The organism is Winogradskyella sp. 3972H.M.0a.05 (assembly GCF_040493455.1).
Taxonomy (GTDB): Bacteria; Bacteroidota; Bacteroidia; order Flavobacteriales; family Flavobacteriaceae; genus Microcosmobacter.
Map to the genome: position 1 here is coordinate 656,752 of NZ_JANFDA010000001.1, position 17,541 is coordinate 674,292.

Genomic DNA, 17,541 nt, shown 5'->3' on the forward strand with positions numbered 1-17,541 from the left:
TTACTGAAATGCAGCATCTACAGGCTCCCAGAGCTCTATTTTGTTACCATCATTATCCATGATATAACCAAACTTTCCATATTCGTATTCTTGAATATCGCCGATAACCTCTACACCTTCTTCTTTCAAAACCTCTAAAAGCTTAACCAAATCATCAACCCTATAGTTAAACATGAAGTCTTTCTTTGAAGGCTCATAATAGCTTGTATCTGCTGGGAATGGACTCCACTGCGTAGAGCAATCATTACCTTCCTTGTCTTTCCACCAAAAGGTACAACCGTAATTATCGGTATTGAATCCAAGATGTTTTTTATACCATTCTTTTGTAGCGTTTGGATCTTTAGTTTTAAAGAACATTCCGCCTATTCCAGTAACGCGTTTCATTTTTTTCTGCTGTTTTTGAGGTTAGTTTCATACAAGTCTATCCATTGCTCAACGGTCATTTTTGTACACAATTCGGCAATAAGATCGAAAGGGATGTCATTAATACGTTTAAATCGTATACAGCTCTTTCCCATGTCTAGCTTATACTTACTGTGTTTTGGATACTCCTCCACAAACCATTTGTGTAATTCCGGATTTGCATAAATACCGCTATGATATAAATTGATAGAGTTCTTTTGTGATGCAAAGCTCATAAATGGAAGTGGCTCTTCTGGTGCGCAATGATATCCATTTGGATAAATAGAATGTGGTACGTAATAGCCTATCATTTTATACTGAATACCTTCCTCGAAACCTTTAGGGAGGTTATCGTTAATTGTAGCTCTCAATTGCTTTAAAATATCCTGACGTTCTTCAGGAACCTGACTGATATAGTCTTCTGGTGATGATGCGTCGTAATGCATAATGTATAATTTTATTTACGTTGTAAAATAAGTGCTGAAATTAATGAAATTATCAGTCCTATAACAAAGACCGTTGCAAACATTACAACAGCTAACATAATTGGACGACCCATTATTTCCATTTGCTGTTCTAGTTCTGCCTTTTTTACAGCAAATTCTTCAGGGCTTAAGGTTTCTTCCATACCTTTCAAAGTATAATCCATATACTCGGTCATAAAATCTGGATTAATGGAAGTCGTATAGATGTAATCTCCTATTCCGATGCCTAATCCTACAAAAGCAGAAATAAGGAGTCCAATAACAAGTGCTTTACCAAATGATACCGAACCATTATTTACTTTGTCCCTGTAATGTTTAACTCCGAAAAAAATAAAAGATAACGAAGCTACCATGGTTGTATAACCTAGAACCTCTTGAGTAGTATAACTTAACCCTTTTCCTAACCAAAGTGCTAATAGAAATAGAACAACTGCGGTTAAAAGACCATAAAAACCATACTTTAAAACTGAATTTTTCATAATGACTGATTTATTAAAATTGAACACCACAAATGTATCTCTAGGCAGAAAAAAAGTGGTCATACTAAAGTACCAAAGCACTCATACTTTAGTCTAAAAATAGGGATTTTAAAGGATTCTTAGCTCTTTAGCAATTTGAATAGCTTGCGTGCGTCGTTTTGCGTCTAGTTTAACGAGTAAGTTAGACACATGAGTCTTTATAGTGCTTTCCGAAAGGAATAACTTTTCACCAATTTCTTTGTTAGAGAATCCTTTGGAGATCAGTTGAAGCACTTCATATTCACGTTTACTAATGTCTAGTTCTTCAATTTTTTTTGAATCAATTTCGATAGATTCAACCCGATTCTTATGTAGTGACTTTTTGTTGAGGTAAACACCAATAATGAAAAAAACAACAGCCACTACAGCAATGACGATTTCAATATTCATGTCTTTAGAAATGATAGAATATTGACCAAGCTGAAAGAGTAAAAGCAATGAAATGATTAAAGCTGAAAAAACTAAAACGGTTTTCTTCATGGTATAAAAATACAAAGTTAATTGTCATTAAAGACAAAGTAATATAACAGAGGATCGTGTAGTATTTTGAAATAGATTCTTCAGTCGTTTCACTCCTTCTGAATGACAGTTGAAATTAATGTCATTCAGAGCGCAGCGAAGAATCTCTATTTTAGTTATTTTGGAAGGATGAAAACAAAAGGATCTCATAATTATTATGTTTATATACTAACTAATAAATCTAAAACTGTCCTCTATACTGGTATCACTAATAATCTCAAAGAACGATTATTCTTTCATCAAAATCCCGAGCCATTTTCCAAAGCTTTTACTGCTAAGTACAAATGTTTCTTTCTTATTTATTATGAACATTTCCATGATGTAAATGATGCTATAAAGCGAGAAAAACAAATTAAAGGATTGAGTCGAAAGAAAAAAGAAAATATAATATCGGAATTCAATAAAAATTGGTCTTTCCTGAACGATAGAATTTAAAAGATGTCTTTAAATTTTTTCATTTCTTTTGAATCACAGCCGAAATTAATGTCATTCAGAGCGTAGCGAAGAATCTAATTAATAGAGCAGAAGAAATTTGTCAATTTAACGAGGTTTTTAAGCATCGATTGTTAACACAATTTTATTCGAACTAACATTTTATTATGCTTTCCGAGCGACAAAATTTTTAATTTTATCGACAACTGTTTGTGCTAAAAGAATTTTACTTTCTTCTGTCCAACCTGCAACATGTGGAGAAAGAATGACATTATCTGCCTCAATGAGGTATCTAAACGTTTCAGGCACTTCCAAATTAAAAAGGCTTTCAAACGAGGATTTTTCATATTCCAGGACATCCAATCCAGCACCTAAGATTTTACCAGACTGTAATGCGGCGACTAAGTCTTTTGTAACTACGCTCTTTCCTCGAGCTGTATTTATTAACCAAAATGGTTTTTTGAACCCATTTATAAATTCTGAATTTACCATATTGATAGTCAATTCAGTTTGAGGCGTATGAAGACTCAACACATCTGCTTTTTCTTGAAGTTCCTTTAGTGAAACTTGTTTTGCATTCTCATCACCGACATCTGGTTTTATATCATAACAGAGTACATCAACATCGAAACCTCTCAGCTTTTTCGCGAAAGCTTTTCCCATATTACCATAACCAATAAGCCCAACAGTTTTTCCATCGAGTTCTACACCACGATTCTCCTCTCTTAGCCATAATCCTCTGTTTACTTCGGCATTGGCTTTGGTAATTTTATTAAAAAGCGCCAAAAGTAGAGCAAGACTATGTTCGCCGACTGCATTTCTGTTGCCTTCTGGAGCAGCAATGAGGTGAATACCTTTTTGTTCTGCATAGTCGCAATCAATATTCTCTAATCCAGCACCAACTCTACCGATAAATTTTAGATTGATAGCTTTATCTAAGAAGGGCTTATCAATTTTGAATCGACTACGTATAATAATTCCGTCATAGTTATGAATCTTTGCTTCAATCTCCGATTTTGAACTATAATAATCTTCCTCGTTGGTTAAGCCTAAATCATTTAGTTGCTCTAGTAATAAGGGATGGTTAGAATCTATATGAAGAATAGTCATGCTTAGATTTTAGGGTATTCTGTTTGCGTACGTTCATGTTGAACATTACCTGTGTGCGCTGTGTCTATTTTTTCAAACAGTAGTACATGAACTTCTTCATCATTTAAAGTCGTTGGGTTGTGCTCAACACCTTTTGGGACTACAATAAATTCACCTTCATTAACGACTTCGGTTCTATCTCTAAATTGCATATGTAAAGTGCCTTTTATAACCTGAAAAAGTTCATCTTCATTATCATGACTATGCCACACAAACTCACCTTTTAGCTTAGCTAAAATCACCTGCATGTTATCTACCACTGCTACTTGATGAGGATGCCAATTCTTACTGAACTTAGAAAATTTGTCTTTGATATTTATTGCTTTCATAGTGTAAAAATACAAAAGCTTTTTGGCTAAGGCTCATTTTCAAAATGCTTAAAAGAGGACAAATGTTTATATTAGTTTCTTTAAAATATTAAGACTGACAAAAAGTATGAAGTGGTTTTTCAGAAGAAAAAAGAAAAATAAAATTGAATTAACGGATAAGGAAAAAAATGAGCTAGACAAAGATGAGTTGCTTTTATCTATTGCAGCAAGTATGAATGCTAAAAACAATTCTTATGAATCACCACTATCCTCATTACCCAGTTTTAAACCAGTACCACCAGTTTTATATGCTTGTTTAGTTGGAAAAATGTTTATGGTCAAAAAGGCGATTAATAATGGGAGTGATATCAATGAAACAGATTCAGATGGTAAGTCTCCGCTTCATGCTGCAGTTGAGGGAGGGCATCTAGAGATTATAAAACTTTTAATTGAATTAGGAGCTGTCAATCAAGCCGATAATGAAGGTGTTTTACCAATAGATATTGCTAAAAGTAAAGGATATCAAGAGATAGTAGATTTACTAAATGCCTAAAATTAACTTGGCAATCCAGAAATAAATAAGAATTCCGAAGATATCATTACTAGTCGTAATAAAAGGACCAGTAGCTATGGCAGGGTCGATACCACGTTTGTCTAAAAATAGTGGGATGAATGTACCAACTAGACCTGCAACGATAATCACAGCAATAAGCGATACAGAAATTGCAAATGCTTTATTGACATCGCCATCATACAACCACACAAAAAAGAAAAGGAATATGGCTAGGATAATACCGTTAAGTGCAGCTAAGAACATTTCCTTAAGCAATCGGTTATTGATACTGCCTTTTACATCATCATTGGCTAATCCTTGAACAATAATTGCACTCGACTGTACACCTACATTTCCTGCCATTGCAGCAATTAGCGGTGTAAAAAAGAACAATACGGCATACTTCTCAAATGCTTGTTGAAAGCCTTCCATGATTAAGAACGCACCAACACCACCAACTAATCCTAAGAAGAGCCATGGCAATCGTGCTTTCGTTAACTGAATAATACCATCACTAGATTCTACATCTTGTGTAATACCTGCCGCAAGTTGGTAATCTTTTTCAGCTTCTTCCTTAATGACATCAACAATATCGTCGATCGTAATACGTCCTAGAAGCACTTTGTTATCATCGACTACAGGGATTGCTTCCAAGTCATACTTTTGCATCACCTTGGCAACTTCTTCATCATCATCATCGACATGAACATAATCTACTTTTGGGATATAAACACTAGAGATGTTGGCTCTGTCTGGAGCCATCAATAAGTCCTTAAGTGATAAACGACCAATAAGCTTTTCATCATTATCCACCACATAGATAGAGTGTACTCTGGTCACATTTTCGGCTTGAGCACGCATTTCGCGAACACACTGTGTTACAGTCCAGTTTTCATTGACCTTTACCAGCTCTTTTGCCATGAGACCACCGGCAGTATCTTCATCATAATTAAGAAGCTCCTGAATGTCAGCTTTGTGCTCTTCATCTTCAATCTGAGAGATTACGATCTCTTGTCGTTCTTCAGGAAGTTCGGCAATGATATCTGCAGCATCATCTGTATCTAACTCGTCAATCTCTTTCGCAATTTCTTTTGCGGAAAGTTTTTTCAAAATCTTTTCACGAAGATCCTCATCGAGCTCTGCAAGAATGTCTGATGTTTTTTCAGAATCAAGAAGTTTTATCACATAGACAGACTGGTCGAAATCTAGTTCTTCTAAAATTTCGGCTATATCAGCATAGTGATACTCATTAAAAAAGTCCCTAGTTTCATCATCATTTTTTGCTTCAATGAGATGCTGTACCTTTTCTATAAGCTCATCACTTATCTCAAATGCGATATGTTCTTTTTCTTCAGACACGCTTTTTCAGTATGAAAAAATTATGCGTCCTGTTCAATAAGCTGTGTGAGTTCAATAAACGTCTCTACACTTAGTTGCTCTGGACGCTGGCCAAAGATAACATTTGCTTTTAAATTATCGGAAAGATTGAATGTTTTTAAACTGTTACGAAGTGTTTTTCGACGTTGCTGAAATGCTTGTTTTACAACTTTAAAGAAGAGTTTTTCATCGCAAGGAAGTGTATGGTTTTCCTTTCGGGTAAGACGCAAGACACCTGAATCTACCTTTGGAGGCGGATTGAAAACTGAAGGTGGAACCGTAAACAAGTATTCTGCATCATAAAATGCTTGGGTCAATACCGAAAGGATACCATAAGTTTTGCTACCTTCTTTTTCACAAATGCGTTTGGCAACTTCTTTTTGGAACATACCCGAAAACTCTGGGATTTGATCTCGCATGTCTAAGGTTTTAAACACAATCTGCGAAGAAATGTTATAAGGATAGTTTCCTATAATGGCGAAAGATTCACCATTAAAAACTGCATTTAAATCATACTTTAAGAAGTCTTTTTCTATGATTCTGGGAGCAAGATTAAGGTAGTTGGCTTTGAGGTATTCGACAGACTCGGTATCGATTTCTATGACATATGTTTCAATATCTTTTTCCAACAAATACTTTGTCAAAACACCCATTCCTGGGCCAATTTCCAAGACTTTATTGTAGTTGTTTAGACTAAGAGAGTCAGCTATTTTTTTAGCAATATTTTCATCTCTAAGGAAGTGCTGACCTAAGTGTTTTTTGGCTTTTACTGACATTAATTTTAATTAGTCATAATTGGTTTCTCTGATCAACGTACCATCATCGTAAAATGTTTTCCAAGTTCCAATACGTTGGTCGGCATAGTATTCTTTAAGGCTTTTGAGAGCGCCATTTTCATGAAACTCTTTGTATTGTCCTTCTAATTTATTTCTCTTGAAATTGGCGATTATTTTAGTAGTTCCATCATCATATTTCTCAATCCATTCCCCGGTTTTATCACCGCCGATGTAGGTGCCGTAACGATTGATACTGCCATTATAGTGATACGATTTATAATCGCCATGCAATTCGCCATCCTGATAGTTTTTTGACTCCATTAATAAGCCATTGTCAAAATAGGATAACCATGAGCCAACACGTCTACCATTCATAAAAGTTCCAGACTTAATAGGTTCTAGTGTTTCAGGATCTAATTTATAGTAAATGGAATCCTCATTAAAAAATTCATAGATTTCACCCTTTTCATTCAAACGTTTATACCGTTCAATATCATTTTCTAAGGAATGAAAATGATGCATATACTTCAGAGAACCATCGGCATACCGTTCAATAAAATATAGTGTATCATTTGAACGATTCTGTATGAGTTTCAGTTTTAACTCTCCATCAGGGAAAAACACTTTTTTATCATGCAACGTTCCAAAATCGCCATATTCTTCAACAGAGAATAGATTGCCTTCGGCATCATAGTAAGACCACTCATTGGACTTAAAACCATAATCATATGTGCCTTTGAATTCTAGTTTGCCATTCGGGTGGTATTTAACTATTGGGCCAGAATATTTTTCATCTCCCAAATACATATATGGCCCAGTTCTTTTTTGAGTTGGAAACCAAAATGAAGAATGTCCAGCAGTCCAATGGGTGTCGGTTCTCGATTCTAAATTCTCAAAAAGTAGAATCCCATTTTCGTCTTTTGATGGTCTATTGCAAGACATACAAAAACAGGAAAAGACAATAATTACAATATGGATTGAAGAAAGCTTCATTGATATAATTATTTGGTAAAATTAATCAATTCGCGTCTGTAAGCGGTTAGTAATTTTGACTTTGACACAAAACCAAAATACTTTCCGTCTTTAACAACTGGTAGATTCCATGCTCCAGATCCTTGAAATTTCTGCATTACTTTTTGCATGGAATCCGATTCGTAGATAATCACGTCTGGTGGATTGTTCATGAAGGTTTCAACAGAAGTAGAATCGTATAAACTTTGATCGAACATTACATTTCGGATATCGTCAAGCAAGAGAACGCCAACTAAACGTTCACCATCATCAATAACAGGGAAGAGGTTTCTACTAGATTTTGCAACGCCTTCATGCAGCATATCTCGTAAAGAAGTTTCAGGATGTAATACAATAAAATTTTGTTCAATTACGCTATCCAAATTCATTAGGGTCAATACACTTTTGTCCTTGTCATGAGTGAGTAAAGCGTCCTGTTCTGCCAGTTCTTTGGTATAAATAGTATGTTCCATTGCATTCTTGGTGATGAGGAAGGACATAGAAACGGTAAGCATTAAAGGCACAAAGAGTTCGTAGCCACCTGTAATTTCCGCAATTAAGAAGATAGCAGTCAACGGAGCATGAAGCACACCAGCGATAAGTCCAGCCATACCGATAAGCGTAAAATTAGATTCCGAAACCTGAAAGCCAAAGCCTAGATTATTGATGATTTTTGCAACAACATTGCCCAAAGAACTTCCCATTACTAAAGTTGGAATGATTATTCCGCCGGTTCCACCAGCAGCAAATGTTGTGGTCATGGCTACTGTTTTAAAAATGGTAATGCCAATAAGTAATGCAATGACAATCCAAATATTATCAATGTAATTATCAAAGAGCGATTTACCCAAAGCATCCACATGATTGCCAGATAGGAGGTTATTAATAAAACTAAATCCTTCACCATAAAGTGGTGGAATAAAATATAGCATAATACCAATGGCTAATCCACCAACTAGTAGCTTTTTGAGACGTGTATTGTAGCGGTCAAAAAATTTAAAAATCGCAAAGTATATTTTTGAAAAATATATGGAGGCTACTCCTGTACCAATCCCAAGAAGGATATAGAACAGAGTATCTTTCACTTCAAATATTTCTGTAACCTGAAACTTGAATAGGATCTCATTTCCCACAAAAAAATAGGATGTGATGATAGAAGTTAATGATGCTATTAATAGTGGCAGTAAAGACGCAAAAGTTAAATCAAGACTAAATACTTCTATAGCAAAGATTACTGCCGCAATAGGTGATTTAAAGCTCGTTGCAATCACTCCTGCCGCTGCACAACCAATGAGTAGCGTTCGGGTTTTTCTGCTAATGTGAAATAAGTTTCCAATATTAGAACTGGCAGCTGAAGCAGAAAATATTGCGGGACTAAGTAGACCAACCGAACCTCCAAAACCTACGGTCAGTGGTGCAGTGATTAAAGGCAAAATCATTTTGTTCGAGGCAATCTTCCCACTACGTTTGGACAAGGCATACAGGATGGACGGAATTGCCGGTTCTAAAGGCTTTTTGGAAATACGTTTTACAAAAATGTACACCAAAGCCAATCCTAGAACTGGTAAAATAAAATAAGCTTTGTTTTCAGAAAAAATAATGCTCTTTTCCAGAAGCCAAGCGATACCAAATGTTAGGTTTTTGAGTACTACAGAGATTAATCCTGCAATAAACCCAATGAGTCCACTTAGAATAAGGACAAAGTTACGTTGGGAAATATGTTTGTATTTCCAGATAAGGAATCGCTTTAGCAAGGTTGGCTTTGCCATGGATTAAAGCTAATAAAAATACTTGTCATTCCTGCGAAAGCAGGAATTCAAAAAATAGTAAATAGATTTCTCGACTTGACTTCGACTCCGCTCAGTCACCAAATAGAATTGATAGAAGGTTACAAATCCAACTTCAAATTCAATTCTTGCAGTTGTTCATTGTCAATGGGCGCAGGCGCATCAATCATCACATCGCGACCAGAATTATTTTTTGGGAACGCGATAAAATCTCTAATGGTTTCTTGTCCTCCCAAGATAGCTACTAATCTGTCTAAACCGAAGGCTATACCGCCATGTGGAGGTGCACCATACTCAAAAGCATCCATTAAGAATCCAAATTGCGCTCTCGCTTCTTCATCGGAGAAACCTAAGTGTTTCAGCATTATGGCTTGTGTACTTTTATCATGAATACGAATAGAACCACCGCCGATTTCATTTCCATTCAATACCAAGTCATAAGCATTGGCTTTTACCTCTCCTGGTTTTGAGTCTAGTAATTCTAATTGACCTGGTTTTGGTGATGTAAATGGATGGTGCATCGCATGGTAACGTTCTGTATCTTCATCCCATTCGAGAAGTGGAAAATCGACGACCCATAGCGGAGCAAATTCATCTGACTTACGTAAACCTAATCGTTCCGCTAGCTCCATACGCAAAGCACTAAGTTGTGCTCTAACCTTATTGGTGTCTCCAGACAATACGCAAATCAAATCACCTGCTTTTGCACCAGTTACGTCTGCCCATTTTGCAAGGTCGTCTTGGTCGTAGAATTTATCTACAGACGATTTGTACGTACCATCATCGTTGCAACGGCAATATACCATGCCTAAAGCACCTACTTGCGGACGTTTTACCCAATCGATAAGTTTATCAATTTCTTTTCTGGTGTATGTATTTCCGCCAGGAACAGCGATACCTACGACTAGTTCAGCATTATTAAAGACATTAAAATCTTTATGTTGTGCAACTGCATTGAGCTCTCCAAACTCCATCCCAAAGCGAATGTCTGGTTTGTCGTTTCCGTAGAGGCGCATAGCATCATCGAATGTCATACGTGGAAATGTATCAACTTCAACACCATTGATTTCTTTCAATAAATGACGTGTAAGACCTTCAAAAGTATTCAAGATGTCTTCTTGTTCTACAAATGCCATTTCGCAGTCTATTTGTGTGAATTCTGGCTGTCTATCTGCGCGCAAGTCTTCATCTCTAAAGCATTTCACAATCTGGAAGTATTTATCCATGCCACCAACCATTAATAACTGTTTAAAGGTTTGCGGCGATTGGGGTAATGCATAAAATTCACCTTCATTCATTCGTGAAGGCACAACAAAATCGCGAGCGCCTTCAGGCGTAGACTTAATTAAATAAGGTGTTTCTACTTCAACAAAAGATTGCTTTGATAGATAGTTGCGAACTTCTTGGGTAACTTTATGTCTAAAGATGAGGTTATTCTTCACAGGATTGCGACGAATATCTAAGTAACGATATTGCATACGCAATTCTTCTCCACCATCGGTTTCATCTTCAATTGTAAATGGAGGTAATAAAGCGTCATTAAGGATATTGAGTTCAGATACTAATAATTCAATATCACCTGTAGGTATATTAGGGTTTTTTGAAGCACGTTCAATAACAGTCCCTTTTGCTTGGATTACGAATTCTCTACCCAATTTTTGGGCTTGTTCCATCAATGCTTTTGAAGAACGTTCTTCATCAAATATCAACTGGGTAATACCATATCGATCACGAATATCCACCCAAACCATGAATCCTTTATCACGTGTTTTTTGAACCCAACCAGATAGTGTTACTTCTTTATTGATATCAGTAGCTCTCAATTCGCCACAAGTATGACTCCTATACATTTCGTGTTATTTATAATTTTAAATCATGGTGCCATTTCGAGCGCAGTCGAGAAATCTTTTACAAGACTCTTCTGTTTAACTTCGACTCCGCTCAGTCACCAAGTCGGAATGACATTGCAATTCATTTAAAAAATGCCCTGTCAATAATGCCTGCAAATTTAATGAAGTTGAAAGGATTTTGGGAGGTAAAACGACTAGGAATTCATAACTTTGTCGGAAACTTCTACGGAATGAATCAAATTATACAAAACATATTGGTTGTGCTAACAGTTTCTGCTGCTGTTTGGTTTTTGGTTCAAAAATTTCTTTGGAAACCTAAAAAAGCCAAAACCACCAAAGCTTGTGGCAATGATGGTTGTGGTTGTTCTTAAATGAAAATCTAGTTTTTCACCAGTCTTACGGTCTCTATATTATTATCCAGCTTTACTTTGGCTAAGTATTGTCCAGCATGATAATTAGTAAGGTCTATTTGAAAGTTTTGCCTTCCATTACCATAAATGGTTTGAAGCTCTTGCCCTAAAAGATTGTATAGTGTTACTTCAGTTATTGGTTTTTCTGATTCTAAATTAAATACATCATTTGAAGGATTAGGGTGAATTGTAGTTGATGACAAAGTAGTTTCATTAGTACTTAAAGAATCATCTACAATAAACACATTCCAAAATCTATTAGTAGGGAAGATAAGGTCACTAGAAGTAAGTGTTTCTAATTCCCAGTGAATTTGCCAAAAGCCAGTAATAGAATTATACTTTACAGAATGGGAATCAAGGAAGAAGTCCGTAGAAGGCTCTCGTCTATGGGAAACAAAAATTTTGGCATTTGGGTTATTGTCCAGTAATGGATGTGTCAATATCGTCCAAAGTGAAAAAACCGTCACGGAAGTGATTACTCTATCTATATTACTGAAATCACTATAATGCTCATAATAGATCATTCCCGGTGGATTGCAAATAAGGTTGAAGTTAGCATTGACAGGAAGGGTCGCAGAGGTCAATGTCCATAGGATCCAGCTCCCTGGGGACAAATAATTATAGTATAAATCGATGTCGAGATCATTAATGACATTGTCCAAATCCCTAACTGATGAGTAGATACATCTAGAATTACTATCATCATTAATTTCGGGATAGTCAATAGTACAGCTATTTGGAAATGCTGGATCTATGGAAGCAGCATCGCATTTTACCTCGAAAGCATAATCTTTTCCATCCCCCACCCTTATGATGTTGTAACATGCATTAACAACAAGTTGCGAATTATCTTCATCGAATATTACCCAGCGCTGTAAAGCACTATCGTACCCCAGAGAGATACTGCCAGGGTTATTGATTTCAATGCCATTATCTTCTAATCGTATTTTTTGTAATACTACTTTACTATCGGGATCACCATTTAAAACAGGGTGATCAATAACAGATACAGTACCAGATTGAAGTAAATTACTTGCAGAGACACAATGATCAACATCAATTAGTTGAGAATGGCAAAGACATTGCGCTAATATAAACGTAATTATAAGTGTAATTTTTGTTTTCATAACTCAGAAATTTAAAGGATTTGCCTATTAAAAGTATGGTTTTAAAGCCTTTGAAAATGAAAGAGTTACTGGCTACAGGGTATGGAGTTGTAAGTGTAGAGATTTTAATGGTAAGTGTTAAAACTTTAAAAGCTGTTGCAGTAGTTTTTTCTTTCTAGTTGCAACAGGGATGGTAGTATTATTGTCCAGAATGACAGCGTCTGCTGATTTGTGAAGTGCTTTTATTTTTTGAAGATTAATGAGGTAAGAATGATGGCATCGAAAGAATTGTTCTTTTACAAGCTCCGCTTCAAACGTTTTTAGAGATTTGGAGACTAAAATCTTCTTATCATTATCACAATAAAAATGTGTGTAGTTATTGTCTGCCTGAGCGTAGTAAATATCTTGTAGGTCAACAACATGAATTAAATCATGATTTTTAAGGACAATACGCTGCGATTGGTTTTGAGGTTTTAGGTTATAAAATAGAACTTCGAGTTGTTTATGATAGCTTTCTTGATCAATTATGGTAATGGTCTTTGCAACTTCGTCGGTTAGATCTTTCTCTGTGTAAGGTTTCAAAAGATAACTAATGGCACTGTACTTAAATGCATCAATAGCATACTCACTGTATGAAGTCGTAAATATGATTTTGGATTTTTTAAGGGGTATTTTCTTCAGCAATTCAAATACATTTCCATCTCCTAGATGAATATCTGCTAAAATAATATCATACACGTTCTTAGTAAGCATATGCTCTGCCTCAATAAGATTGTAGGATTGGTCAATAGTACCAATGCCTTCAAAATGACTTTGTAACGTATCCTTATTAAAGTCGCTTTGCGTTTTATCGTCTTCTATAATCAAGCAAGATACAGCCATTAGCTTATACGGTTTGAATAGGACAGGTAATGGTTACATGTGTCCCATTAGAGTTTTCAGTTTTAGTTTCAATATTAAAGTTATACAGTGATTTGTAATTTTTTAGTCGTTGTTTGGTAATTGTTGTCCCAAGTGACTTATGAAGTGCTTTACCATTTACAGTTTTACTGTCAACAATTCCTTTTCCATTATCTGAAATAGTTACGACTATGGCATCATTATTTTGGGCATAATTGATCTTAATCTCGCCATTTTCAATTTGCTTTACACCATGAATTATGGCGTTTTCAACATAAGGTTGTGTTAGCATTGGTGGAAACTTGAGGTAATTGAGATCTAAATTGTCATCGACCTCAATGTCATAATCAAAACTGTGGTTATATACGAGTTGCTGTAATTGTAGAAAATTGGAAATTAAACTAATATCATCTTGAAGCGTTACAAAATCTTCATTAGATCCTTCCAAAATCAAACGCATTAGCTTGCTATAGGCTGTTAAGTGTTCAGAACTTTTCTTAGCGTCTTTTGAATCCAAGTTTAACTTTATTTCGTTTAAAGCATTAAACATAAAGTGAGGATTCAATTGTGTTTGAAGAAGTTTGAAATTGAGTTGCGAATAATTGAGCTCTTGTTTAGAACGATAGTTTCTATAGATGAAAACACCGAGTAAAAGCAGTAGCGCACTTACGGCAATTATACTGAAAAGCGTTAGACGCTGGTTTGAAATTTTTTCAGCATTGGCTTTATTTTGAAAATTTAGTGTTTGAATTTCTTGCTTTTGCTGCTCATCATTGTACTTAGAAGTGATTTCAGCAATCGTGGCCTTTGTTTTTGAAATATTGATCGAATCTTTTAAAACATCATATAACTCCATATACTTCAGAGCTTCTTTAGTGTTTCCAGTATTTACATAAGCAGATTTTAACCCTTTATAAATAGATAATTTTAAGCTGTCTGTAGCTTTGGGTAAAGCGTCATTAAACTTATCAATCGCCTTACCGTAATCGTTATTGATCAAATGAATATTACCAATAAAATATTGTGTAACAGGAATGGTTGATGTGAACTTAGTTTCGTTTCTTATTACTAATTCTTTCTCGGCATACTCAAGAGCCTTGTTATAATCTTTAATTCTGAAATAGTCTTTTTTGATATCAGAATATGTGACGGCCAAAAGCCGTTTGTCACCTCTCTCTTGCGCGATTTTAGCAATATCTAATGATAGGTTAATAGTTCCTTGATAAGTAACAGGTCTTATCGGTTGATCTGTGATTCGCTCTTTGTGCATTTTAATAACCTCGGAATTTTCAGAATAAGCCATTGACTTATCGTAGAAATCACTAGACAATTCTTTATTGCCCATTTTAGAATAAACCAAGCCCAAAGACAAATACGTCAATGAAATATCTCTGTTATTTCCAGATTTTTCAAAACACTTTAGTGCCTTAATATAGTTTACCAAAGCACTATCTGGAATCCATTCTTGCTTGTAGGCATGCCCAATATCTTTATAAGTTCTACCTAGGGACTCATAACTTAATAACCTGTAATTATTAATGTTGGGTTGCAGTAAAGGAATAATATTGCCATACTCTCTTTTATAGAGAAGGTATTTTGATTGGTAAAGTAAGGATTTAGCTTTTAGTTCAACATCATCGTATGGTTCTATAAGGCTTTTGGCTTCATTTATATAGTAAAGCGCACTATCTAAATTGGTCTTATAGAAATCATCTGCTTTTTTTAAGGTCAGTTCAATAATAGATCGATCAATAGAATCAAGAATTTTTACCTCTTGATTTTGGGCAAGAATATGACATGTAACAAGACAAAATATAAATAGTAGAGCACGTTGCATAACCCAATTAATAGCCTTTTAAAGGTACTAAATAATATCTAAGGTAATTGGGCAGTTACTTCGAGATGCATCTTTTATTCATCATACTTCTTCAGCCATGCTAAAGTATGAGCTACTTTACTTATCAGTTGACTCGGTCGTCTTGCAATGCCATGCGATGCGCCAGGCAATTCAACCAATACCGTTTCTATTTTTCTCAGCTTTAAGGCATGATACAGTTGTTTTGCTTCACTTGGTGGTGTACGTAAATCATTTAACCCAACCATGACCATTGTAGGTGTTTCGATATTGCCTACTAAGGATATTGGTGAAAATTTCCAATAGGTTTCAAAGTTTTCCCAAGGTTGACCTGGATATCTTGAATTAGCATAACCGTAGTAATTGTCTGCAACCAGAGTTTTGCTTATCCAATTCATCACTGGCTTAGCCACCACAGCAGCCTTAAATCTGTTGTTTTTACCAATCATCCAAGCAGTCATGATTCCACCAGCGCTACCACCAGTTACAAATAAACGGTCATTATCTACAATGTCTTTGTTCACTAAAGCGTCCACGCCATCCATTACATCATTATAATCCTGTCCTGGATAATTGTTGTAAAGTAGGTTACCAAACTCTTCACCATAACTTGTACTTCCTCTAGGGTTCGGGTAAAATACCACATAGCCGGCTGCCGCATACAATTGTATCTCGGCTGTAAATCGATCACCATAATTTAAAATTGGACCACCATGATTTTCAACCAGTAAAGGATATGTTTTTGAGGCATCATAGTTTGGAGGTTTTACAATCCAACCTTGAATATCACGACCATCGTAAGAGGATTTATACCAGATTTCTTCTACCTTGCCCAAGGTTCTATGTCCTAAGATGTCTTCGTTAAGGTTGGTAATGCGAGAGGATTTGTTTTTTTGAGATACCACTGCTAACTCTGCTGGAAATTCTGGACGAGTTTCAGTATAAGCTATAGTACCATCATTTGATACCGAATAAGAACCAGAAGCATAAGGTCTACCAAGTGTGGTTCCGCCAACATCTGAAGCAATAGTTTTAACGGTTCCACCTAGGCTAATGTGTGCAATTTTGGTATTCCCTTTGTCATCGTATATGAAGTACAATCCTTTTCCTTGTTTATCCCAGGTAATGTTACTAACACTTCTATCTAAGTTACCCGATATTAATTTGCGTTGCGAACCATCGCTATTCATCACAAATAGCTTTCTGGTTTGGTAGGCCTGTACCTTATCCTTAAATCCTATAAAAGCAATTTTTCGTCCGTCGGGAGATACTTTTGGATTATAATCTGGACCATTTTGAGAAGTTAATTGCTGTATGACTTTTGTTTGAGTATCTACTTTATAGATTTCACTATTTCTAAAATCATACTCCCAATCTTCATTTCTATTGGATGAAAAATAAATGGATTTTCCATCTTGAGAGAATGATAATGCACCTCCATGATTAAAATTATCTGAAGTGATTTGTCTGGCTGTGCCACCTTCAGCAGAAATTAAAAAAATATGAGAGAATCCAGGAGTAATGTAACCACTACCATCAGCTTCGTGCTTTAGGCGATCCGTAATACGTGCTGGTTTTGCCCATTCGGCGCCTTTGGGTGCAGATGGCATTTTCGCAATGACAGGTGCTTTAGTTTCAACTTTCATTACAAATGCTAAGTGTTTACCATCAGGTGACCAAGTAAGCGAACCCGGAGATGCAGGCAACTGTGATAATTTTGCAATTTGACCAGAAGCTACCCAATACATGTATAATTCATTCCCTTCATTAGTAGCACTAGAAAATGCAATACGATCTCCAGAGGGTGACCATCTGGCCTGGGATTCTCCAACTTCTCTAGAGGTTAATTTCCTGTGATTAGTACCATCGGCATTGATAACCCAAAGTGATCCTTTGGAACCATCTTTCATGATATCAAATCCACGACGATTATAGACAATCTGCTCACCATTTGGTGAAATCTGAGGATCAGACACATATTCTAATTCAAAAACATCAAGAAACTGAAAAGGTTCTTTTTCCACTTGAGCAACACTCAATTGGATGAAAAGGATATTGATGACAACAACGCATATTTTACGCATAATAGTGGACTTTTAAATA

At 35.7% G+C, this 17,541-nt stretch carries 18 protein-coding genes; 3 read left to right on the plus strand and 15 right to left on the minus strand.

Annotated features, from left to right (window positions below):
- From NCE97_RS02925 to NCE97_RS02940, 4 genes are all read right to left on the minus strand, one after another.
- A complete protein-coding gene (locus tag NCE97_RS02925; RefSeq protein ID WP_353777365.1) occupies positions 1-384 on the minus strand; it encodes a VOC family protein in 384 nt (127 codons plus the stop codon).
- Positions 381-848: a DUF1801 domain-containing protein gene (locus NCE97_RS02930; protein WP_353777366.1), complete on the minus strand. Its 468-nt coding sequence runs from the start codon at positions 846-848 to the stop codon at positions 381-383. Before NCE97_RS02930 ends, NCE97_RS02925 begins: the two co-directional genes overlap by 4 nt.
- Positions 849-859: 11 nt before the next feature.
- Positions 860-1,366 (minus strand): DUF4199 domain-containing protein, encoded by a 507-nt coding sequence (locus NCE97_RS02935; protein WP_353777367.1) that lies wholly within the window; start codon positions 1,364-1,366, stop codon positions 860-862.
- A 108-nt stretch (positions 1,367-1,474) separates the two neighbouring features.
- The gene (locus tag NCE97_RS02940) at positions 1,475-1,885 is read right to left on the minus strand and encodes a response regulator transcription factor (RefSeq protein ID WP_353777369.1); all 411 of its coding nucleotides are present in this window, start codon (positions 1,883-1,885) and stop codon (positions 1,475-1,477) included.
- 168 nt (positions 1,886-2,053) lie between these two features.
- On the opposite strand from NCE97_RS02940, the gene NCE97_RS02945 reads away from it, so the two are divergent.
- Positions 2,054-2,359 carry a GIY-YIG nuclease family protein gene (locus NCE97_RS02945; protein WP_353777481.1) on the plus strand — a complete coding sequence of 102 codons (306 nt, stop codon included), beginning with the start codon at positions 2,054-2,056 and terminating at the stop codon, positions 2,357-2,359.
- A 162-nt stretch (positions 2,360-2,521) separates the two neighbouring features.
- On the opposite strand, the gene NCE97_RS02950 is transcribed toward NCE97_RS02945, so the two are convergent.
- Complete coding sequence (locus NCE97_RS02950; protein WP_353777371.1) at positions 2,522-3,466, minus strand: 2-hydroxyacid dehydrogenase; 945 nt, start codon at positions 3,464-3,466, stop codon at positions 2,522-2,524.
- A gap of 2 nt (positions 3,467-3,468) precedes the next feature.
- Positions 3,469-3,834 carry a cupin domain-containing protein gene (locus NCE97_RS02955; RefSeq protein ID WP_353777372.1) on the minus strand — a complete coding sequence of 122 codons (366 nt, stop codon included), beginning with the start codon at positions 3,832-3,834 and terminating at the stop codon, positions 3,469-3,471.
- A 106-nt stretch (positions 3,835-3,940) separates the two neighbouring features.
- On the opposite strand from NCE97_RS02955, the gene NCE97_RS02960 reads away from it, so the two are divergent.
- Positions 3,941-4,366: an ankyrin repeat domain-containing protein gene (locus NCE97_RS02960; RefSeq protein ID WP_353777373.1), complete on the plus strand. Its 426-nt coding sequence runs from the start codon at positions 3,941-3,943 to the stop codon at positions 4,364-4,366.
- On the opposite strand, the gene mgtE is transcribed toward NCE97_RS02960, so the two are convergent.
- From mgtE to aspS, 5 genes are all read right to left on the minus strand, one after another.
- Complete coding sequence (gene mgtE / locus NCE97_RS02965; RefSeq protein WP_353777374.1) at positions 4,355-5,725, minus strand: magnesium transporter; 1,371 nt, start codon at positions 5,723-5,725, stop codon at positions 4,355-4,357. The genes NCE97_RS02960 and mgtE overlap by 12 nt on opposite strands.
- A 20-nt stretch (positions 5,726-5,745) precedes the next feature.
- Positions 5,746-6,519, minus strand: coding sequence for a 16S rRNA (adenine(1518)-N(6)/adenine(1519)-N(6))-dimethyltransferase RsmA (gene rsmA / locus NCE97_RS02970; protein ID WP_353777375.1), 774 nt, complete (start codon positions 6,517-6,519; stop codon positions 5,746-5,748).
- A gap of 9 nt (positions 6,520-6,528) precedes the next feature.
- Positions 6,529-7,512, minus strand: coding sequence for a toxin-antitoxin system YwqK family antitoxin (locus tag NCE97_RS02975; RefSeq protein ID WP_353777376.1), 984 nt, complete (start codon positions 7,510-7,512; stop codon positions 6,529-6,531).
- Between the two features lie 8 nt (positions 7,513-7,520).
- On the minus strand, positions 7,521-9,299 hold the full coding sequence (locus NCE97_RS02980) for a chloride channel protein (RefSeq protein ID WP_353777377.1): 1,779 nt from the start codon (positions 9,297-9,299) through the stop codon (positions 7,521-7,523).
- Between the two features lie 119 nt (positions 9,300-9,418).
- A complete protein-coding gene (gene aspS, locus NCE97_RS02985) occupies positions 9,419-11,167 on the minus strand; it encodes an aspartate--tRNA ligase (protein ID WP_353777378.1) in 1,749 nt (582 codons plus the stop codon).
- A 146-nt stretch (positions 11,168-11,313) separates the two neighbouring features.
- Between aspS and NCE97_RS02990 the strand changes: the two genes are divergently transcribed.
- Positions 11,314-11,538 (plus strand): hypothetical protein, encoded by a 225-nt coding sequence (locus NCE97_RS02990; RefSeq protein WP_353777379.1) that lies wholly within the window; start codon positions 11,314-11,316, stop codon positions 11,536-11,538.
- A gap of 8 nt (positions 11,539-11,546) precedes the next feature.
- Here NCE97_RS02990 and NCE97_RS02995 read toward each other — a convergent pair whose 3' ends face one another.
- The 4 genes from NCE97_RS02995 to NCE97_RS03010 all read right to left on the minus strand — a co-directional run bounded on the left by NCE97_RS02995 (position 11,547) and on the right by NCE97_RS03010 (position 17,522).
- Positions 11,547-12,704 (minus strand): T9SS type A sorting domain-containing protein, encoded by a 1,158-nt coding sequence (locus NCE97_RS02995; RefSeq protein WP_353777380.1) that lies wholly within the window; start codon positions 12,702-12,704, stop codon positions 11,547-11,549.
- A 117-nt stretch (positions 12,705-12,821) separates the two neighbouring features.
- Positions 12,822-13,565, minus strand: coding sequence for a LytR/AlgR family response regulator transcription factor (locus NCE97_RS03000; protein ID WP_353777381.1), 744 nt, complete (start codon positions 13,563-13,565; stop codon positions 12,822-12,824).
- A gap of 4 nt (positions 13,566-13,569) precedes the next feature.
- On the minus strand, positions 13,570-15,420 hold the full coding sequence (locus NCE97_RS03005) for a tetratricopeptide repeat-containing sensor histidine kinase (protein WP_353777382.1): 1,851 nt from the start codon (positions 15,418-15,420) through the stop codon (positions 13,570-13,572).
- A 74-nt stretch (positions 15,421-15,494) separates the two neighbouring features.
- Positions 15,495-17,522 (minus strand): S9 family peptidase, encoded by a 2,028-nt coding sequence (locus tag NCE97_RS03010; protein ID WP_353777383.1) that lies wholly within the window; start codon positions 17,520-17,522, stop codon positions 15,495-15,497.
- Positions 17,523-17,541 lie beyond the last annotated feature (19 nt).